The sequence below is a fragment of the Novosphingobium malaysiense genome (assembly GCF_000802225.1).
GTDB classification, from domain to species: domain Bacteria; phylum Pseudomonadota; class Alphaproteobacteria; order Sphingomonadales; family Sphingomonadaceae; genus Novosphingobium; species Novosphingobium malaysiense.
Window position 1 is genome coordinate 372148 of the sequence record NZ_JTDI01000002.1, and the last position, 20091, is coordinate 392238.

The 20091-nt window shown below is 63.9% G+C and carries 19 protein-coding genes; 9 read left to right on the forward strand and 10 right to left on the reverse strand.

Going from position 1 to position 20091, the window contains the following annotated elements; genetic code table 11:
* Nucleotides 1-8: 8 nt before the first annotated feature.
* Nucleotides 9-749 carry a bifunctional 2-polyprenyl-6-hydroxyphenol methylase/3-demethylubiquinol 3-O-methyltransferase UbiG gene (ubiG, locus tag LK12_RS06705; protein ID WP_039280924.1) on the reverse strand — a complete coding sequence of 247 codons (741 nt, stop codon included), beginning with the start codon at nucleotides 747-749 and terminating at the stop codon, nucleotides 9-11.
* Nucleotides 750-831: 82 nt separating this feature from the next.
* Here ubiG and LK12_RS06710 point away from each other — a divergent pair, with 82 nt between their 5' ends.
* Nucleotides 832-2091, forward strand: a complete 1260-nt coding sequence (locus tag LK12_RS06710; protein WP_039280927.1) for an aspartate kinase — start codon at nucleotides 832-834, stop codon at nucleotides 2089-2091.
* A gap of 36 nt (nucleotides 2092-2127) precedes the next feature.
* Here the strand turns inward: LK12_RS06710 and LK12_RS06715 are convergent, their stop codons facing one another.
* The 3 genes from LK12_RS06715 to LK12_RS06725 form a co-directional block, all read right to left on the reverse strand.
* Entirely contained in the window at nucleotides 2128-3453 is a 1326-nt protein-coding gene (locus tag LK12_RS06715) for a GGDEF domain-containing response regulator (RefSeq protein WP_039280929.1), read from the reverse strand.
* 143 nt (nucleotides 3454-3596) lie between these two features.
* Entirely contained in the window at nucleotides 3597-4034 is a 438-nt protein-coding gene (locus LK12_RS06720; RefSeq protein ID WP_039280932.1) for an ester cyclase, read from the reverse strand.
* A complete protein-coding gene (locus LK12_RS06725; RefSeq protein WP_039280934.1) occupies nucleotides 4031-4564 on the reverse strand; it encodes a DUF2239 family protein in 534 nt (177 codons plus the stop codon). The genes LK12_RS06720 and LK12_RS06725 overlap by 4 nt, the downstream gene beginning before the upstream one ends.
* Before the next feature lie 92 nt (nucleotides 4565-4656).
* Here LK12_RS06725 and LK12_RS06730 point away from each other — a divergent pair, with 92 nt between their 5' ends.
* Nucleotides 4657-4995 (forward strand): GIY-YIG nuclease family protein, encoded by a 339-nt coding sequence (locus LK12_RS06730; RefSeq protein ID WP_039280936.1) that lies wholly within the window; start codon nucleotides 4657-4659, stop codon nucleotides 4993-4995.
* Nucleotides 4996-5123: 128 nt separating this feature from the next.
* Here the strand turns inward: LK12_RS06730 and LK12_RS06735 are convergent, their stop codons facing one another.
* From LK12_RS06735 to LK12_RS06745, 3 genes are all read right to left on the reverse strand, one after another.
* Nucleotides 5124-6422 (reverse strand): acetyl-CoA hydrolase/transferase family protein, encoded by a 1299-nt coding sequence (locus tag LK12_RS06735; RefSeq protein WP_039280938.1) that lies wholly within the window; start codon nucleotides 6420-6422, stop codon nucleotides 5124-5126.
* A gap of 153 nt (nucleotides 6423-6575) precedes the next feature.
* Nucleotides 6576-8801, reverse strand: a complete 2226-nt coding sequence (katG, locus tag LK12_RS06740; protein ID WP_039280940.1) for a catalase/peroxidase HPI — start codon at nucleotides 8799-8801, stop codon at nucleotides 6576-6578.
* A 412-nt stretch (nucleotides 8802-9213) separates the two neighbouring features.
* Nucleotides 9214-9681, reverse strand: coding sequence for a hypothetical protein (locus tag LK12_RS06745; protein WP_156135420.1), 468 nt, complete (start codon nucleotides 9679-9681; stop codon nucleotides 9214-9216).
* Between the two features lie 176 nt (nucleotides 9682-9857).
* Between LK12_RS06745 and LK12_RS06750 the strand changes: the two genes are divergently transcribed.
* The 4 genes from LK12_RS06750 to LK12_RS06765 all read left to right on the forward strand — a co-directional run bounded on the left by LK12_RS06750 (nucleotide 9858) and on the right by LK12_RS06765 (nucleotide 13453).
* The gene (locus tag LK12_RS06750; protein ID WP_039281648.1) at nucleotides 9858-10877 is read left to right on the forward strand and encodes an NAD(P)H-dependent flavin oxidoreductase; all 1020 of its coding nucleotides are present in this window, start codon (nucleotides 9858-9860) and stop codon (nucleotides 10875-10877) included.
* A gap of 11 nt (nucleotides 10878-10888) precedes the next feature.
* The gene (gene purU / locus LK12_RS06755; RefSeq protein ID WP_039280943.1) at nucleotides 10889-11743 is read left to right on the forward strand and encodes a formyltetrahydrofolate deformylase; all 855 of its coding nucleotides are present in this window, start codon (nucleotides 10889-10891) and stop codon (nucleotides 11741-11743) included.
* 71 nt (nucleotides 11744-11814) lie between these two features.
* Nucleotides 11815-12216, forward strand: coding sequence for a VOC family protein (locus tag LK12_RS06760; protein ID WP_039280944.1), 402 nt, complete (start codon nucleotides 11815-11817; stop codon nucleotides 12214-12216).
* A gap of 175 nt (nucleotides 12217-12391) precedes the next feature.
* Nucleotides 12392-13453, forward strand: a complete 1062-nt coding sequence (locus LK12_RS06765; RefSeq protein WP_197063483.1) for a GGDEF domain-containing protein — start codon at nucleotides 12392-12394, stop codon at nucleotides 13451-13453.
* Here the strand turns inward: LK12_RS06765 and LK12_RS06770 are convergent.
* Complete coding sequence (locus tag LK12_RS06770; protein WP_039280945.1) at nucleotides 13450-14202, reverse strand: SDR family NAD(P)-dependent oxidoreductase; 753 nt, start codon at nucleotides 14200-14202, stop codon at nucleotides 13450-13452. The two genes, LK12_RS06765 and LK12_RS06770, sit on opposite strands and share 4 nt — an antisense overlap.
* A 124-nt stretch (nucleotides 14203-14326) precedes the next feature.
* On the opposite strand from LK12_RS06770, the gene LK12_RS06775 reads away from it, so the two are divergent.
* Nucleotides 14327-15202 carry a dienelactone hydrolase family protein gene (locus LK12_RS06775; protein ID WP_039280946.1) on the forward strand — a complete coding sequence of 292 codons (876 nt, stop codon included), beginning with the start codon at nucleotides 14327-14329 and terminating at the stop codon, nucleotides 15200-15202.
* Nucleotides 15203-15254: 52 nt separating this feature from the next.
* Here the strand turns inward: LK12_RS06775 and LK12_RS06780 are convergent, their stop codons facing one another.
* The gene (locus LK12_RS06780) at nucleotides 15255-15494 is read right to left on the reverse strand and encodes a hypothetical protein (protein ID WP_082010422.1); all 240 of its coding nucleotides are present in this window, start codon (nucleotides 15492-15494) and stop codon (nucleotides 15255-15257) included.
* A gap of 160 nt (nucleotides 15495-15654) precedes the next feature.
* Here LK12_RS06780 and msrB point away from each other — a divergent pair, with 160 nt between their 5' ends.
* Both msrB and LK12_RS06790 read left to right on the forward strand, forming a co-directional pair.
* Entirely contained in the window at nucleotides 15655-16056 is a 402-nt protein-coding gene (msrB, locus tag LK12_RS06785; protein ID WP_039281657.1) for a peptide-methionine (R)-S-oxide reductase MsrB, read from the forward strand.
* A gap of 104 nt (nucleotides 16057-16160) precedes the next feature.
* Complete coding sequence (locus tag LK12_RS06790; protein WP_039280947.1) at nucleotides 16161-18362, forward strand: transglycosylase domain-containing protein; 2202 nt, start codon at nucleotides 16161-16163, stop codon at nucleotides 18360-18362.
* Between the two features lie 118 nt (nucleotides 18363-18480).
* Here LK12_RS06790 and LK12_RS06795 read toward each other — a convergent pair whose 3' ends face one another.
* Nucleotides 18481-20037, reverse strand: a complete 1557-nt coding sequence (locus LK12_RS06795; RefSeq protein ID WP_082010394.1) for a Do family serine endopeptidase — start codon at nucleotides 20035-20037, stop codon at nucleotides 18481-18483.
* Between the last annotated feature and the right edge of the window lie 54 nt (nucleotides 20038-20091).

Consider the following 20091-nt stretch of genomic DNA (forward strand, 5'->3'; position numbering starts at 1 on the left):
GAGACGGCTCAGGCGGCGGTGGCGGTCACGATGTAGTTCAGCGAAGTGTCGCCGGAGAGATGCAGGCCGTTCACCGGCGACCAGCCGATGCCCTTCACGTCCCCGAGTATGAGCCCGGCGTCTTCGGCAAGCGCGCGCAGTTCCTCTGGCGTGACGAACTGCTTCCAGTCGTGCGTGCCGCGCGGCACTTGGCCGAGCCGCTCGGCGGCTTCCACCAGCAGCATCCGCGATTGCGGTGTGCGGTTGGGGCAGGAAAGCACCATCAGGCCGCCGGGCGCCAATGCATCGGCGAGGCTGGCGAGGAACGCGGCCTTATCGGTCACGTGCTCGATGACTTCCAGCGAACAGACCAGATCGAACCCGGAAAGCCCCAGTGCGGCGAGTTCGCCCTGCCGGTAGTCGATGGCGAGCCCCATGGCGTCGGCATGGTTACGTGCGGCAGCAACGTTCTCGGACGCGGCATCGACGCCGGTCACGTCCGCGCCGAGGCGGGCGAGTGGCTCGCACAGCAGGCCCGCGCCGCAGCCCGCGTCGAGCGCACGCTTGCCCGAGAGCGGTCGAATATTGCGCGAATCTTTGCCGAAATGCGAATCGATGGCGTTCCGAATGAAGGCCAGACGCACCGGATTGAGCTTGTGCAGCATCGCGGAGGATCCCTTCGGGTCCCACCAGTCCGCTGCGAGAGCGCCGAAATGCGCGGCTTCCCGGGGATCGATCGTCGCAGTCGCCCTGCCAGTTGCATTGTCCATGAACCCCCCCTAACAGCGCGCCGGACTCTTATCCACACGCGCGATGTCGGCGCATGACAGACGACAGGGGAGCAACGGCACCTTGGCACGTATCGTGATGAAATTCGGCGGCACTTCGATGGCCGGAACCGAGCGCATCCGGCGCGTGGCGGGGATCGTCAAACGCCAGCAGGAAGCCGGGCACGAAGTCGCCGTCGTTGTTTCTGCCATGGCCGGCGAGACCGACCGACTGGTGAACTTCTGCCGGGAAGCCAATGCGCTCTATGATCCGGCCGAATACGACGTCGTCGTCGCCTCGGGCGAGCAGGTGACGTCGGGGCTGCTCGCGCTCACGTTGCAGGCGATGGGCTGCAAGGCGCGCTCCTGGCTCGGCTGGCAGCTTCCAGTCAAGACCGACGACGCCCATGCCAAGGCACGCATCGAGGACATCGATTCCGATGGGCTTCTGGCCTCGATGGGCGCGGGGGAAATCGCGGTTATCCCGGGCTTCCAGGGCCTTTCGCCGCACGGCCGCGTAACGACGCTTGGCCGCGGTGGTTCCGATACCTCGGCGGTGGCCGTGGCCGCTGCCGTGAAGGCCGACCGCTGCGACATCTACACCGACGTCGATGGCGTCTACACCACCGACCCGCGCATCGTCGCCAAGGCGCGCAAGCTGCCGCTCGTCACGTATGAGGAAATGCTGGAACTGGCCTCGGTCGGTTCCAAGGTGCTGCAGACCCGCTCGGTCTCGCTCGCCATGAAGGAAGGCGTGCGCGTGCAGGTGCTGTCCTCGTTCATCGACGAGAGCGCGCCGCCGGCGGACGACCTGCCCGGGACGATGATCGTCAGCGACGAGGAATTGGAAGGAAGCGACATGGAACGCCAGCTGATCACCGGTATCGCCGCCGACAAGAACGAGGCGAAGGTTACCCTTACCCGCGTGCCCGACCGTCCGGGCGCGGTGGCCTCGATCTTCGCGCCGCTGGCCGAAGCGAACATCAACGTCGACATGATCATCCAGAACGTCGCCAAGGACAAGGGCGAGACCGACGTTACCTTCACGGTCCCGCAGGCCGACCTCGCCCGTGCGCTGGCGATGCTGGAAGAGCGCAAGGAAGCGATCGGCTTCTTCCGCCTGATCAGCGACGATCACGTCACCAAGATCAGCGTCGTCGGCGTCGGCATGCGCAGCCATGCAGGCGTTGCCAGCACCATGTTCAAGACGCTGGCCGACCGCGGCATCAATATCCAGGCGATCTCCACCAGCGAGATCAAGGTCTCGGTGCTGATCAATGCCGACGAAACCGAACTGGCCGTGCGCGTGCTGCACACCGCCTACGGTCTCGACGCCGCCGCGTAATTTTCGAGGAGCCTTCCCGGTCGGGAGGGTTTCCTGTCAGGCCGCGCGGTAGAACTCGGCGTCGGCGCAGACGCGGTTATGGCCCTTTTCCTTGGCCATGTAGAGCATCTGGTCGGCTGCATTGAGATTGTTGCTGAGCGTCTCGTCCGGCTGGACCACGGCCACACCGATCGAGGCGGTGATGTGCAGCTTGTTCTGGTCGTGCAGGATCACGGCCTGTTCGAGCGCCTTGCACAAGTCCTCGCTGACGGCCACGGCTTCGTCGTTCGACATCTCGCTGAGCAGGACGACGAATTCTTCGCCGCTGAAGTGGGCCGAGAGACAGTTGCGCCGGGCCAGGACATTGTGAATGACCTTGGCCACGGTCTGGATCACCTGATCGCCCACGTCATGGCCGTAGGTGTCGGTGACCTTCTTGAAATCGTCGATGTCGAGGATGGCGATCGAGGCGGCGCCGCCTTTCTTGCGGACACGGGCGAGGCGGCTCTCCGCCTGCTCGAAAAAGGCGCGGCGGTTGTACATGCCGCTGACGAAGTCGCGTTCTGCCAGGAATTGGAGGCGCCGCATCTGGTTCAGCGTCTCGATGTTGCTGGCGATACGGCACTTCACTTCTTCGGCGATGTAGGGGCGGTACACGAAGTCCGACGCCCCGGCCTTGAGCAGCGCGGCCGACAGGTAGGGGTCCGAACTTGCCGAAACGCCGATGATGCGCATCCGTTCGGGCGGATAGGCGGTGCGGATGCGGCGGGTGAGCTCCTGTCCGTCCATGTCGGGCATGTGGAAGTCGGTGATGACGAGCTGGATGTCGTCGTTCTGTTCGAGCACGGCCAGTGCTTCGGACCCGCAGGCCGCGTGATGGATGCGGTAGTTCTGCAGGCTGAGGATCTCGGCCAGGGTCAGGCGCGCGCTTTCGCTGTCGTCGACGATCAGGATCGAGGCGACGGCGGCATTGGTGACGCGCTGGATGGTCCGGGCGATGTGATCGACCGTGTCGGGCGCATCCTTGATGAAATAGTCGACGATGTGCGGCGCGCTGGCCCGTTCACGCACCTTGCGGTTGAGCGTGGCGGTGAACAGGATGGTGGGAACGCCTTCTTCCTCGAGCAGGTCGATGATTTCCCCGTCCGGCGCATCGGGCAGGTTCATGCCGGTCACCGCCAGGCTGGGCGTATGGTCCATCAAGGCCTGCGAGGCTTCCGCATAAGTCTTGTACCACTCCACCTCGCCGGTGGTTTCGGCCTCGATGCGCGACTTGAGCATCAGGGCCATGGCCGCGGAATCCTCCACGAGCATGATCGAGCAGGTCGGCTGCTCGGCGGTATCGATGGATTTGGCCTGGCTGATCGTGCGGAAGCGGGTCACCGGTGCTCCTTCAGGTTGCGAGGGCTGCCGGATGGCATCGCCGTTGCGTTCCTGTCGCACTTACCGGTTAGCTTCTGGTGAAGACCGGCCTGAGGGGCTTCCGTTTGTGTTCATGCGTGGGACGTTTACCCGCGATCTCAGCATCATGCTTGCTGCATTGCGGCATTTTTCTGCAATTGCTGGAACACGCTCAGGCGGTCGGACACCTGCCAGTGCCCGGTCAGACGATCGCTTTCATCAAACGAATAGACGCTCGCGCCGGACATCGTGATCGGGCGGTCGCTGGCCTCGAAACCGGCAATCGGCAGGCGGTGCGTCGCCGCCCAGGTCCAGGCGATGATCACCGAGGTATCGTCCTCGCTGATGTGGACGATGGTGAAGCGCTGGTCGGGGAAGGGCGCGCGGGAGGTTTCCAGGCGCTCGACGAAACCGGCCTGATCGAGGGTCTTTCCCTGCCAGGGATCGCCTGGATCGTGACGGATCGTATAGGTCTCGGCGAGGTATTCCGGCACGGCGGTGCTTTCGCCGCGGTTCCAGACGCGTTCGATGAATTGGCCGAGCAGGCGCTGGCGAGGGGTCATGGCTCGTCTCCTTCGGGGGGCTGCAGAAGTGTCTTGGCGTATTGCTGCACGTCGACCGGCCAGCCGGCGATGGTACTGGCGAAGCCGTCGGGATCGTCGGCGAAGAGGCGCCGCGTGGCCTCTTCGAAATGCGGGAAATCTCCGGCGATGGCAGACAGGAAACGATAGGTGCGTTCCTGTGCCGCGCGGCGGGCACTGCGTCCGCCATCGGCCTTGCGCGCATCGTCGACGAGCCGGCGTAGGGCGCGCGATGCGCCACCCGGCTGCCTGTTCAGCCATTCCCAGTGTCGCGGCAGAAGCGTTACCTCGCGCGGCACGACGCCGAGCTTGGGGCGGCCACGCTTGCGCGGGGGAGGAGCGGGCGCGGTCGCTTCAGGTTCGCCGCGCCAGTCCAGATCGACGATCTTCCCGGTCGCATCCTCGAACACCAACAGGCCGTCCTCGCGTCCGCGCAGGGCGGCCACGAGTTCGCTGCGCGTGCCCTGCGCAATGCGCGTGTTGTCGTGAAAGGCGGTGCAATGGCCGGTCATGAATCCTGTCCTGCAATTAATTTCATCCGGGTAAATTGATTTTCGGTGCGAGTCAATTTATCCGGGTAAAAATAACGACAAGGATTCGAGCAATGACAGACAAGCAGAAACGCAAGGCCGCGCTGGCCGATTACCGTGAACGCAAGGTGGAGCAGGGCATCTTCGCCCTGCGCTGCCGGACGGATGACGGCGTGTGGGTGGGCCGCGCGCAGGACCTTTCGAAGGTCAGCAACCGCCTGTTCTTCACCCTACGGCAGGACGCGCATCCGCACCCGCGCCTGCAGGCGGCGTGGAATACCCACGGAGCCGGCAGCATCACCTTCGAGGTGCTCGAAGTGCTCGATCCGGAAGAGCTGGGGCTGGGTCTGGAGCGCGAAATGAAGGGCCGCCACGCCGACTGGGTGGAGCGGCTGGGCGCTATCCGGATCTAGTCACCCGGGAAACGGGCCCTGCTCTCGCTCTTCCCGAGCCGGTCGAAGGACGCTGGCACGGCGCTGCGATCGGCCCCCTTCGACAGGCTCAGGGTGAGCGGCTCCTGACCGAGATTTTCGGCCTGTATCTAGATGGAGCGGGCCAGTTCGTCGCGGAACTTGGGGTGGGCCAGCGCGATCATCGCATCGGCCCGCTCGCGCAGCGACTTGCCGCGCAGGTTGGCAGCGCCGTGTTCGGTGACGATCCAGTGCACGTCGTTGCGCGGCGTCGTTACCGGCCCTTCCAGCTTGGGCACGATGCGGCTCACCGCACCGTCCTTGGCCGTCGAACGACAGGCGATGATGGAAATGCCGTCCTTCGAGGCATTGGCGCCGCGCACGAAGTCGAGCTGCCCCCCCGATCCGGAGTACTGGTGGCCCATCATGTGTTCGGAATTGCAGGCGCCCGACAGGTCGACCTGAAGGGTCGCATTGACCGAGACGACGTTGTCGTTCTTGGCGATGTGGCGCGGATCGTTCACGACGTCGACAGGCAGCGAATAGACCGCCTGGTTGTCGTCCAGCCACTGGTAGAACAGCTCGTCCCCCATGGCGAACGTGAAGACGCTGCGGCCCGGGAAGGTCGCCTTGCGGCGGTTGTTGACCGCGCCACACTGGATCAGACTGGCGAAGGCGGGCGTGAGCAGTTCGGTATGGATGCCGAGATCCTTGCGCCCGGTGAGGCGCTTGCACACTTCGGCAGGCAGGTTGCCGATGCCCATCTGCAAACAGGCCCCGTCCTCGATCATGCCGGCAACGATGTCGGCAATCAGCTCGTCTTCCGCTGCCGGCGGGTGTTCGCCCACTTCGAGCAAGGGGGTGCGGTTCTCGACAATGCCGTCCACTTCGGAGACGTGCAGCGGCGACTCGCCGAACACGCGCGGCATAAGCGGATTGACCTCGACGATCAGCCGCTTGGCGGCCCGCGCCGCGACCGAGGTATAGTCGTTTGCCGTGCCGAAGGTGAAATAGCCGTGCTTGCCCATCGGCGAGACCATCGTCACGCAGGTATCCAGCGCAACCTCTTCACGCAGCAGTTGCGGCGATGCGCTGAAGGCCGTGGGGACGAAGTCGATCAGGTCCTCGCAAACCGAAGGGTCCGCCTTGATCAGCGAACGCTCCACGCTGCTCAGGAACATGCAGTGTGGCCGTACCCGTCCGATGTTCTCCCGCTTCAACACGGTTTTCGCAGCGTGGGCCATCGAGTGGAAATACCATAGCCGCATACCCGTGAGGCTTCCGGTCTCGATCCGGTTGGCCAGCGCGGCGAGCAGGGCCGGGGGCTCCGCCACGGCCATGCCCATGGCCACGTGGCTGTCGGAAGGAACAAGTTGTGCCGCCGCTTCGGCGGACATCAGCTTTGCTGCGTAGAGCTCTTGCACGTCCATTGCCGCCGATGGTCGCACTGCAATGTTGCATTATCAAGAGAGCAGCGGCGGCCAAGAGCCTAAAAAGCAGGCCCCGCTTCCGCGTCGGAGGCGGAAGCGGGGCAGGATGTCCTGGCCGATGCGAGGGAAAGCCATCGGCAGGGTTCAAACGTGTCAGGCGATGTCGAAGCGGTCCGCGTTCATCACCTTGGTCCAGGCCGCCACGAAGTCGGCGACGAACTTTTCGCCTGCGTCTGCCGTGGCATAGGTTTCGGACAGCGCCCGCAACTGCGAGTTCGAGCCGAAGACAAGGTCGGTGCGCGTTGCCGTCCACTTTTCCTCATCGGTCTTGCGACAGGTGCCGACGAAGACCTCGTCTCCGCGGTCCTCGACTTCCTTCCACGCCGTGCCCATGTCGAGCAGGTTGACGAAGAAGTCGTTGGTGAGCTGGCCGGGACGTTCGGTGAGCACGCCTTCCTTGCGGTCGCCGTGGTTGGCACCTAGTACCCGCAGGCCGCCGACCAGGACGGTCATTTCCGGTGCCGAGAGGCCGAGCAACTGCGCGCGGTCGATCAGCAGCTCTTCCGTCGGCACGCTGAAGCGCACCTGGAGGTAGTTGCGGAAACCATCGGCCCTGGGCTCGAGCGGTTCGAAGCTCTCGGCATCGGTCAACTCGTCGGTGGTATCTACACGGCCCGGGGTGAAGGGCACGGTGATGGCCTGCCCGGCATCCTTGACCGCCTTTTCGATGCCGACGGTACCGCCCAGCACGATCAGATCGGCGATGCTGACTTTTTTGCCGCCACCGGCCGAAGCGTCGAAGTCGGCCTTGATGCCTTCATAGACCTCCAGCACCTTCGCCAGCTTGTCGGGCTCGTTGACGTCCCAGTCCTTCTGCGGAGCAAGGCGGATGCGCGCGCCATTGGCGCCGCCGCGCTTGTCCGAGCCGCGGAAGGTCGAGGCGGAAGCCCATGCGGTCTTCACCATCTGCGACACGGTGAGCCCGGAGTCGAGGATCTTGCCCTTGAGCGTCGCGACATCGCCATCGTCGATCGGCGCATAGTCGGCTTCGGGGATCGGATCCTGCCAGATCAGGTCCTCGTCCGGCACGTCCGGGCCGAGATACCGCGCCTTGGGGCCCATGTCGCGGTGGGTCAGCTTGAACCACGCGCGGGCGAAGGCATCGGCGAACTGGTCAGGGTTCTTGTAGAAGCGCTCCGAGATCTCGCGGTACTTCGGATCGACCTTCATCGCCATGTCGGCGGTGGTCATCATCGTCGGCACCTTGCGGTCCGCGCTGTGCGCGCCGGGCGCCATGTCCTCGGGCTTCTGGTCGACCGGCTGCCATTGCTGGGCGCCTGCCGGGCTCTTCACCAGCTCGTATTCGTACTCCAGCAGCATGCGGAAGTAGTTCATCGACCACTGGATCGGCGTCGGCGTCCAGGAGCCTTCAAGGCCGCTGGTGATGGTGTCGTCGCCCATGCCGCTGGCATGGCCGCTCTGCCAGCCGAGGCCCTGCATCGCGATGTCCGCGCCTTCGGGTTCCGCGCCGATCTTCGCGGCATCGCCTGCACCGTGGCACTTGCCGAAGGTGTGGCCGCCGGCAGTGAGCGCGACGGTTTCCTCGTCGTTCATGGCCATGCGGGCAAAGGTCTCGCGGATGTCACGAGCGGAAAGCATCGGGTCGGGGTTGCCGTCGGGGCCTTCCGGATTGACGTAGATGAGGCCCATCTGAATTGCAGCGAGCGGGTTCTCCAGCGCGCGACCGGCTTCATCGTCGATGCGCGTTTCCGCACCGTCGCCGACCCATTGTTCCTCGGTGCCCCAGTAGACGTCCTTTTCCGGCTCGAAGATGTCCTCGCGGCCGCCACCGAAGCCGAAGATCGGGCCGCCCATCGATTCGATGGCCACGTTGCCGGCCAGGATCATCAGGTCGGCCCAGCTCAGCTTGCGGCCGTACTTCTGCTTGATCGGCCAGAGCAGGCGGCGTGCCTTGTCGAGATTGGCATTGTCCGGCCAGCTGTTGAGCGGAGCGAAGCGCTGGTTGCCCGAACTGCCTCCGCCGCGTCCGTCGGCGGTGCGATAGGTGCCGGCGCTGTGCCAGGCCATGCGGATGAAGAAGGGACCGTAGTGACCGTAGTCCGCCGGCCACCAGGGCTGGCTGTCGGTCATCAGCGCATGCAGGTCCTTCTTGACCGCGTCGAGATCGAGCGACTGGAATTCTTTCGCGTAGTCGAAGTCGTCGCCCATCGGGTCGCCGTTGAGGCCATGCTGGTGCAGAATGTCGATGGAAAGCTGGTTGGGCCACCAATCGCGGTTGGTGCGGCCCAGCAGCGAGCGACGCGACCCGGCCTGTTTCATCGGGCATCCGAGGGGGTCGCCGGTTGTCTTGGCATCCATGATTGTTCTCCTCTCACGCTGTACTTCGGGTGGGGCGTTCAGAGACCTTACGCTTGCCGACTAATTGACGAAAACTGCGATAGCTTGTCAGTGATAACGGAAATTCCGATTAGTCGTTCCGGCGGCTTCAGGAGTTTCGTGCGCCCGCGCTTGGTGCTCTTTGCGGCCAATCGGGCGCGGCTCCGCGTCGCCCGAAGCCCATCGAGCGGCACGAGTTCGGCTTGTGCGGAAAGAGGAAATCCGACCCGGCGGCCGACTGCGTCCACGTACTGCCATCGCCGTCGCCAACCGCAGGCGTTACAAGCAAATGCAGACAGGAAGGCGCGCGGCTCGATCCTTCAAGGATGCTTGCCGCCTCGCGCGAATAGTTGAATATCCGGAGAGACTGAAAGGAGGACCGGCAGTGGCCTCCTTACTGCATGCGAAATCCGCGCAAGGTGGTCTGGATTGAACGCAGCTGGCGGGCGGCCTGTTCGGTATCCCCGGCATGCAGTTGCGAAAGTGCGGACTTGGCGGTGCTGGCAAGGACATCGCGCAGCGGAGCCGGGACATCGTCACCCAACCTTGAGGTCTCGGCGATCAGCAGGGACGCCTTGTCGAAGGCTGCGGCCTTGTTCGGCGCGCCGTCGTCAAGCCGCGCGGCAAGGATGCCGGCGTTTACCTCGATATTGAGCAGGGTCTTGCGGGTTTGCGGTGAAAAGCCGGCAGCGCTGACGTTGTCCAGCGTCTTCGTTTCCGCCGGAATGGCGGCGGCCCCGGCATTCGGAATCGAATACCGGCTCACGGCGAGCCCGCCGATCGTCGCGAGAACGATAGCGACACCGGACACCAACAGCAGGTTGGAAGGCTGGCGCAAGCGCCCCGGGAGCCTGGAGAACATTTCGGCGATTACCCTCATTGTTTTTCGCACACGCGCATCTGCTTGCTCTGCGCTTTAATCGCACGTGAAAATCCTGCAAGCATCCGCCATTCCCGCTTTCCTTTGCTCGCCGCTTGTCTGGCACGGCCTGCCGTCCTATGGCGCAGCCTTTCGTCCATTCGGCTATGGGAGCATCGATGGCCGCCTATCCCAAGACCTCGGCGCTGATGGCCCGGGGATGCGAGTTTCTCGGCAGCGAATACGCGATCCTTTGCGGCGCGATGTCCTGGGTGTCGGAACGCAACCTGGTCTCGGCCATCAGCAATGCCGGAGGCTTCGGCGTGATTGCCTGCGGAGCGATGACACCCGAACTGCTCGACGCCGAAATCGCCGGTACGAAGTCGCTCACCGACAAGCCCTTTGGCGTGAACCTGATCACCATGCACCCGCAGCTTTTCGATTTGATCGACGTCTGCGCCCGGCACGGCGTGGGTCATGTCGTGCTGGCCGGCGGCATTCCGCCCAAGGGAAGTGTCGAAGCGATCAAGACCCACGGTGCCAGGGTCATCTGCTTCGCCCCGACACTCGCGCTGGGCAAGAAGCTGCTTCGCTCCGGCGCGGATGCCCTGGTGATCGAGGGGATGGAAGCGGGCGGCCACATCGGTCCGGTTTCGACGTCCGTGCTTGCGCAGGAAATTTTGCCTAGCCTGGCGGCCGACAATCTGGTTTTCGTGGCCGGCGGGATCGGCCGCGGCGAGCTGATCGCCGGTTACCTCGAGATGGGTGCGGCGGGCGTGCAGCTCGGGACGCGATTTGCCTGCGCGACCGAGTCCATCGCCCATCCCGACTTCAAGAAGATGTTCTTCCGCGCCTCGGCGCGCGAGGCCATCACGTCCGTGCAGGTCGATCCGCGTCTGCCGGTCATTCCCGTGCGCGCTCTCAAGAACAAGGGCACCGAAGTGTTTACGGCCAAGCAGATCGAAGTCGCACGCAAGCTGGATGCGGGCGAAGTCGACATGGCCGAGGCGCAGCTGCAGATCGAACACTTCTGGGCCGGCGCCCTGCGCCGCGCCGTGATTGACGGCGACGTGGAGAACGGTTCGGTCATGGCCGGCCAGTCCGTGGGCATGGTTTCCAGGGAAGAGCCCGTCTCCGAGATCATGGAATCGCTGATGGCCGAAAGCGAGGCGGCCCTCACCAACCGCGGCGGCGCCTGAGGGGAGAGGCAATGTCGGAACCGCTGATCCTCGCCCTGTCCTGCGCCGACCGCCCCGGCATCGTCGCGCGCGTTACCGGTTACCTCGCCCAGATGGGCGGCAACATCATCGAGGCGCAGCAATTCAACGACCTTGCCGAGGACAAGTTCTTCATGCGGGTCGCGTTCGATCCGGGCTCGACGGACCGCGAGGAAATCCGAGAAGGCTTCGGCCCCATCGCGCACGAGTGCGGCATGGCCTGGTCGATGCTGCGCAGGGACCGGCCGCGCCGCGTCCTGCTCATGGTCAGCAAGTTCGATCATTGCCTGGCGGATCTGCTCTACCGTCAGCGTATCGGCGAAGTCGCCATGGATGTCGTGGGTATTGTCAGCAATCACCCGCGCGAGGCCATCGGCACGCCGATGATCGGCGATACACCGTTCTATCACCTGCCGGTCACGAAGGAGACCAAGGCGGACCAGGAAGCCCAAGTGCGCAAGCTGGTGGAGGACACGCGCGCCGAGCTGGTGGTGCTGGCCCGCTACATGCAGATCCTGTCGGACGAGATGGCCGCCTTCCTGTCAGGCCGGTGCATCAACATCCACCACTCCTTTCTGCCCGGCTTCAAGGGCGCCAAGCCCTATCACCAGGCCCACGCTCGCGGCGTGAAGATGATCGGTGCGACAGCCCATTACGTGACAGCCGATCTCGACGAGGGGCCAATCATCCATCAGGACGTCGAGCCGGTCACCCATGCCGACACGCCCGAGGATATGGTGCGCAAGGGGCGCGATATCGAGCGCCGGGTTCTGGCCGAGGCAGTGCGGCTGCATCTGGAGGACCGCGTCCTCATCAACGGCAGCCGCACGGTGGTGTTCAAGAGCTGAGGATCGCGGCCGAATAGTTGCGCGCGGCCGGGCAATGGGCGAAACTGGACTGCAGAACCAGGGAGAATGGCATGCACGTCAGCGGAATAGACCATATCAACGTCCTGACCGACAATCTCGACAGGACCGCCCAGTTCTACGAGCGTCTCATGGGCCTTACCCGGACCGAGAACCCGGCCATCACCACGGGCTTCAAGGGCGCCTGGATGCGTGATTCCCACGGCAACGCCATTGTCCATCTTGTCTGGAAGGACCCGCAGATGGACCGCTATGAGGGCTACGATCCAGGCGAATCCACCAATGCCGTTCACCATGTTGCATTCCGATGTACCGGTTTCGACGAAACCGTGGCCAGGCTCGAAGACATGGGTGTGGAGTATCGAGTCAACGACCTGCAGCACATGGGCCTGCGCCAGATTTTCGTGGCGGATCCGAATGCCGTGAATCTCGAACTCAACTTTTCCGAGGTTTGACCGTTTCTAAGGGTATTTCGGAAGTTCGCCTGAGCAGGGCAGGACGGCCGCAGCCGGTGATTTTATGCGAAGTAAATTTGCAACGAATTTTATCTGTGCACTATCCGCTGTTCGTATTAAGTGGGTTCGCAAACGATTGAAGTATACGAATTAGCCAATTTTCGGGGGCGATTAGTTGGTTTTCAAGAACTTGTTTTCCGGCGCCAAGTCGGAGCAGACGGATCAAGATGGCAAGGGCAGTTCCCGTGGCGTGAGTGCCCGCGACCTTGCGCGACGGCAACTGATCGACGACATCAGCGATTTCCTGCTTGGAAACGATCTGGAAATTTCCGAGCCGAACCTGTCGGCGGCTTTCGGCATTTGCTCCGGCGACGACGTCGTGCTTGCAAGAAGCGTCACCGAACGGCGCTCGTCGGGTCTGCCCATCACACAGGCTTGGCTTGATGAACAATGCCGCCACGGCGAAGACGCCGTCAGTCGTATCGCCGACAAGCTCGAACGATCGCTCGAGAGCTTCGCCACCACCAGCCGCAACGCGCGCGACACGGCGGCACAATACAACAGCGAGATGCAGGTCCACGTCGACAAGGTGAGCGAGGCGGAGGAATTCGAGGAGATCCGCAACCTGGCCGAACTGGCCCGGGCGATGCTGGATCGAACCAAGCACCTCGAACACGAAATGCACCGCAGCGAACGGGAAGCTGCCAAACTGCGCAGCAACCTGGCCAAGGCGCGGCGCGATGCCGATCACGACCACCTGACGGGCCTGCCCAACCGCCGTGCCTTCGAAGGGCTGATCGAGCAGCATTATCGCCAGGCGCAGCAGAAACTCGAGGCTCTCAGCGTCGCCTTCTGTGACATCGACAATTTCAAGAATATCAACGATACCCACGGCCACGATACCGGCGACCGCGTGATCCAGGCGATCGCGTCTTCGCTCGCCCAGATCAGCGACGACAACTGCCATGTCGCCCGCCACGGCGGCGAGGAATTCGTCATGCTGTTTCGCGGGACCGGCAAGGACGAGGCGAAGCAGCGTCTCGATGCCGTGCGCGAAGCCTTCGCCGGCCGCAACTTCATCAACCGCCGTACCGACGAGCCGATCGGGCAGATCACTTTTTCGGGCGGCGTTGCCGATGTTTTTGCTTATGCCTCTACCGGCGAAGCGCTCAAGGCCGCGGACATCGCGCTCTATGCTGCGAAGGAACAGGGGCGTAACCGGATCGTGGCGGCTTAGCTTTCTATCATCAGCGTCCCCAGCAGGCCCCCGTCGACGGCGAGGCTCTGCGCAGTGACGTGACTGGCATTGCCGGAGAGAAGGAAGGCAGCCACGTTGGCGGCTTCTTCGGGCGTGCCGATCCGTTTCTGCGGTACTCGATGGGCCATCTGCGCCTTGAAGCTGTCAGGTACGGCGGCGAGGATCGGCGTGTCGATAAAACCGGGGTTGATGACGTTGCAGCGTATGCCGTGCGGTGCCGCTTCCATGGCGACGGCCCGCGCAATGCCCAGCGCGGCGTGCTTGCTTGCCAGATAACCGATGTTGCCGACCATTCCCGTTTCTGCGGCAAGGCTGCCGGTGATGACGATCGCGCCCTTGCCGCGCTCGATCATTGCCGGGAGGACGTGGCGCAGGGTCCAGAACAGCGAAACCACGTTGACCCGCATCACTGCCTCGAAGGCGTCGTCCGTGTAATCCGGCGTCGGGGCGAACATGCCTTCGATGCCGGCGTTGAGAAACAGGCCGTCGATGGGCCCCGAACGGCGGATGGCCTCGTCCATGGCTGCCGTGATCTGGGCCTGATCGCCGACATCGGCAGCGATCCACTCGGCGGTCGGGCCGATTTCCCCGGCCTCGCGCTCTAGGACTTCCGCGCGTCGGGCGATCATCGTTACCGTGCCGCCGAGCGCCGCGATCCTTTGCGCGGCGGCAAGGCCGATCCCGCTGGAGGCTCCCGTGATGACAACGTGTTCGCCGGTGAAATCCATGTCTGTCCTCTGCCGTTCAGGCCGCTGGCCGGTTTCGTGAAAGGAACGTGCAACTCCCCCCTCGCCAGCGAGTTTTCTCCACGCTAGCCTGGCGCGAGCCAAGGGCAAGACCGGAGGTCCCCGCATGTGTGACGAATTTACCGCTCAGGCCGAGGACGCGCACCTTGCGCGCCGCCACATGAATCGCCGCGAATTTGCCGCGCTGAGTGCCGCCGGCATGGCGCTGGTGGGGTGCAGCGGCGGCGTGAAGGCCGATGGCGGCAGCGATGTGAGCGAAAAGATGGTTTCGATCACCACGGCAGATGGCGTGTGCGATGCCTTCTTCGTCCATCCTGCCAAGGGAACGCATCCCGGTATCGTGATGTGGCCGGACATCGCGGGACTGCGCGATGTCTTCAAGGTCATGGCGCGCAGCCTCGCGGCGGAAGGATATGCCGTGCTGGCCGTGAACCAGTACTACCGTTCAAGCCCTGCGCCGGTCATGGACAGCTTTTCGGAATACCGCACGCCCGAAGGGCAGGAGAAGATCAAGCCGATGCGGGAGCAACTCGATCCCGAAGCGATCACCCGCGATTCGAAGGCCTTCGTCGCCTTTCTCGACCAGCAGGAGGAAGTCGACAAGCAGCAGGGGATCGGCAGCAACGGCTATTGTATGGGCGGCCCATTCACCGTCCGGGCCGCCGCTGCCGTTCCGTCGCGAGTCAAGGCCGCCGCCTCGCTGCACGGCGCGGGACTCGTCACCGATGCGCCCGACAGTCCCCATCGCATCCTCGACCAGACGCAGGCCAGCTTTCTCTTCGCGATTGCCCGCAACGACGACGAACGCCAGCCGGAGCAGAAAGCCGAACTGCGCAAGGCCGCCCAGGCCGCCGGGCGGCCAGCCGAGGTCGAGGTGTTCGCGGCCGACCATGGATGGTGCGTTCCCGATTCCCCGGCCTACGATCCCAATGCCGCCGACAAGGCGTGGCAGGAAATGCTCGCGCTCTTTTCCGGGCTCTAGCAAACCGCTGGCCTTGCTTTGGCCGATGCCGCCGGCAGCTCCGGATGTCCGGTCAGGCGCCGATGGCCAATGACCAGACCACCACGCTCCCGATCCAGCCGAGATTGAATAGGGCGACGGCGGCTATGACTTTTCCGCGCGATGCGCGCGGTGCGCTGGGAGACGCGACGAGGTCGGCATTGCCGCGAAAGACGGCGGTGAGTGCAGTCAAATGCAGCAGAAGCCAGATGCCGGCCGCCATCGTAGTGATAATCAGCAGGGCCAGCAGGGATGCGGCGAGGGTAACGTCCATGGGAAGGTCTCCTTCCATCGTTGTCTACCTCTCTCCAACGGAACACGCGTCGGGGCGGTTCCTCGGCAATCTCTCCACGAGGGGAGAGGCCAACGCCGTGCAATCGGGCTGGAAATGCATGGGCCGAAAAGCCATATCGCTTCGCAAGGAGAAGCCTACGATGACCGACAAGCTCAACCTCACCGACACCGAGTGGCGCGAAAAGCTCAGTCCGGAGCAGTACCACGTCCTGCGCGAAGGCGGGACCGAGCGGGCCTTCACCGGCAAGTATGAAAAGAACAAGGCCGAGGGCATGTATTATTGCGCCGGTTGCGGCGCGCCGCTTTTCTCGTCCGACACAAAGTACAATTCGGGATCGGGCTGGCCGAGCTACACGGCTCCGGTGGACGATGGCGCGGTCGATGAGCATCGTGACATGTCGCACGGCATGATCCGTACCGAAGTGACCTGCGCCAAGTGCGAAGGTCATCTCGGTCATGTGTTCCCCGATGGCCCCGGGCCGACGGGCCTGCGTTATTGCATCAACAGCGCCTCTCTCGATTTCAAACCCGAGCAAGAATAGGCTCGCCCTTGGCCGGCATCGTTAAGCGCGCGTTACAAATCGCCATGCAAGATATAGGAAGCATCCGGACCAGTCCGTCCGCAAGAGGGGTTTGCACCTAACACATGGCCAAGAATACCGGCCCGCGCCGCAAGTCGAGCGGTCCTTCCCGACGTCCCGCGAAAAAGCCGCTCTGGCGTCGGGCGCTGCGTGCCTCGGTGATCTGGGGCTTTGCGCTGGCGCTGCTGGGGGCGATCTTCCTGGGTACGGCGATCTTTTTCACCGAACGCGAACTGCCCGATTACAGTGCGCTTAAGAGTAGCCAGAACGGGCAGATGATCGTCGTGCGCGCGCGCGACGGATCGGAACTGGTCTCGCTCGGGCCGAGCTACGGCAGGTGGCTGTCGTACGACCAGATCCCGGACATCATGAAGGAAGCCATGGTCTCGGTGGAGGACCGGCGTTTCCGCGATCACTTCGGCATCGATCCGATCGGTCTGCTGCGCGCGGTGAAGGTGCGGTGGGACAAGGGCAGCTTCCGCCAGGGCGCCTCGACGATCACCCAGCAGCTTGCCCGCAATATTTTCCTGAACAATTCGAAGACCTTCGGCCGCAAGGCCCGCGAAGCCGTTCTTGCGCTGGCGCTGGAGCGCAAGTTCTCCAAGGACCAGATTCTCGAACTCTATCTCAACAAGGTCTATTTCGGCGGCGGCGCGTACGGAATCGATGCCGCCAGCCGCAAGTTCTTCGGCCATCCGGCCACCGAGCTGTCGACGGCCGAGGCGGCGATCATCGCCGGTCTGGTGAAAGCGCCGTCGAACTATTCGCCCACTGCCGACGTCCAGGCTTCGATCGATCGCGGACAGGTGGTGCTCGGGCTGATGGCGAAGAATGGCGTCATCTCCCCGTCGGAGGCGCAGGACATCGATCTTTCCGACGTCAAGATCGCCAAGGAAAAGGGTCAGAACTCGGTCCGGTACTTCACCGACTGGGCCTTGCCGCAGCTCGACATGCTGCTGCCGGAAACCAATGAGCCGATCGAAGTGTGGACCACGCTCGATCCGGCCATGCAGAAGGCAGCGACCAAGGCCATCGACAGCAACGTGCCGAAGGGCGCGCAAGGTGCGCTTGTCAGCCTGGACCGCGACGGTGCCGTTCTGGCGATGGTGGGCGGTACCGACTATGTCACCTCCAACTACAACCGGGCCACCAACGCCTTGCGTCAGCCCGGTTCCGCCTGGAAGCTGTTCGTCTACATGGCGGCGCTCGAGGCGGGCTATACGCCAAGCGACCGCGTCGTGGACGAACCGGTCACCATCGATGGCTGGAGCCCGCAGAACTCGGGACGCAACTATGCGGGCGAGATCGACGTGCGCACGGCGTTTGCCTATTCCAAGAACACCGTGGCGGCACAGCTCGGCAACGAAGTCGGCTTCGGAACGGTGGCCAGCATGGCCCGCCGCTTCGGCATCACCTCGCCGATCAACACCCGGCCCGCGATGGTTCTGGGCACCTCGGAAGTGCGGGTGATAGACATGACCCGCGCCTTTGCAGAAGTCTCTTCGGGCGGCACGTCGGTAGAGCCTTACGGTATCACCAAGGTGACCACGAGCGACGGCGAGTTGCTCTACCAGCACAAGTCGGTGCAAGGGCAGGTACTGGTGCCGCACTACGTGGCGGCCGGCATCACCGACTTGCTGCAGACGGCAGTCGCTACTGGTACCGGCCGCGCGGCGCAGATCGGTCGTCCGGTTGCGGGCAAGACCGGTACGACCAGTTCCAACAAGGACGGGTGGTTCCTGGGCTTCTCGAGCGGTGTGACCACGGGCGTCTGGATGGGCCGCGACGACGCCAAGCCGGTGTCGGGTCTCTTCGGGGGCCATGCGCCGGCGCGTGCCTTCGCCGACTACATGAAGGTCGCTGTCGCCAAGCGGCCGGTCGAACAGTTCGATACCAAGCTGCAGTTGCCAGAATGGCAGCTCGAACCCGATGACGAGTATCTCCAGGGCAATCCGGACGACTATTACTACATCGACGAGAACGGGAACCTTGTGCAGCCGGGCAGCGGCGTGCGTTCTGATGACCAACCGCGTTACGAGGATGGAAGCTTTGGTCCCGGGCCGGGTCCGGGCACGCCTCAAGTGCCGGACTACGGGCCGCAACCGGCGCCGCCTGCTGCGAGCGACGATTTCCTCGACCGCGCCACCGGGCAAGACGGGCCCGATCAGGATCCCGGCCTGCGCCAGGGGCGTGGGCTCGGATCGCCGCAGTCGATCCTGCCTTCGCCACGTCCGACGGCGACGCGCACTCCTTCCGGAAACTTCTGAGACCGGTCCTAAGGCCGGCCCTGGGACCGGCCATGTATGCGATTGCGGCCTGACATGAAAAGAGCCCGCCGGGTGTGCCGGCGGGCTCTTATTTTTGTCCCGAAGGGCCAGCGTGCGATCAGCGAATGCGGACCGGCACGAAAATCGGCGACTGCCCACGAGGCTGAACGCGCAGCAGGACTGCCGAGCGGTTGTCCGCCTTGGCTGCCTTGATCGCCGCTTCGAGGTCGGCCTGCGAGCTCACGTCCCTGCCGTTTGCCGACAGGATGATGAAGCCGCGCGCAAAGCCCTTCTGACCGGCATCGGAGCTGGGGTCGACGGCAACCACGACGACGCCCTTGGTGCTGTCCGAAGCGCCGAGCTGGCGGGCAATTTGCGGGGTCAGCGGGGTCACCGAAAGGCCGATGGCTTTCTCGATATACCCCTGTTCCTGCTGGGCCGGCGGGTTGTTGAAGGGGTTGTCGTCCTGTCCGCCGTCGGGCGCGAACGACTGGGCGAGTTCATCCTCGCTCGGCCGCTTGTCGACGGTGGCTGTCAACGTCATCCTGCGACCGTTGCGGATCAGTTCGATCGGCACGCGGCTGCCCGGCTCGGTGTTTGCGACGAGATAGGACAGCGTCTGGTCCTTGGTGACTTCCTTGCCGCCGACCTTGGTGATGACGTCGCCCGCCTTGATCCCTGCCTTCGCGGCAGCGCCATCGGGCTCGACGGCCTGGATGAATTCACCCTTGTTGTGCTCGAGACCCAGCGAATCGGCGAGATCGTCATTGAGCGGCTGGATGCGGACACCGAGATACCCGCGTTCGATCGCCTCGCCCTTGATCAGCTTCTGCACGATCGGGGCAGCGGTCTCTGCCGGAATGGCAAAGCCGATGCCGACACTGCCGCCGGTGGGCGAGAAGATCGCGTTGTTGATACCGATGACCTGCCCGTTCATGTCGAACATCGGTCCGCCCGAGTTGCCACGGTTGATGGCGGCATCAGTCTGCAGGTAGCGGTCGTAGGCGCCGCCGGCACCCGTGTTGCGGTAGACCGCCGAGATGATGCCCGAGGTCACTGTACCGCCGAGCCCGAACGGGTTGCCGATGGCAATGATCCAGTCGCCCACGCGGGCATCGCGCGAATCCCCGAATTTCACGAAAGGCAGCGTTTTTCCGGTGCTGATCTTGAGCACCGCAAGGTCTGAAGCGGCGTCCTTGCCGACCAGCTTGGCCGGATACTCGTCGCCGTTGGCCATGGTGATCGTGATCGATTCGACCTCACCCTTGCCGTCGGCCGTGATGACGTGATTGTTGGTCACGACGTAACCGTCAGCCGAGATGATGAAGCCCGATCCCAGCGACTGCGCTTCGCGCGTCTGCGGGCCTGCGCCGTTCGGATTTCCGAACAGTCCTTCGAAGGGCGTGCCGGCGAAGGGGTTGTTGCTCTGCACCTTGATACGCTGGCGGGTGGAGATGTTCACCACCGCAGGCGCCAACTGTTCCGTCAGGTCGGCGAAGCTGGCCGGAGCCCCGGATCGGGGGACCACCTTCGATATCTGGCTCGCCTCGTTCTGGGCTACCTGGGCACCGGCTGGATAACCGGTCGCGAGTGAAAGGGTCGCGCCCCCGAGAAGGAGCGCCGTCGTCAATCCATAAGCATATCGCACGGGCTTCACGTCCTTTGATTCCTCCATTGTGGCGGCGTCAATGCGCCATCCATCCGACCCCGGCCCGATTGACGCCCTAAC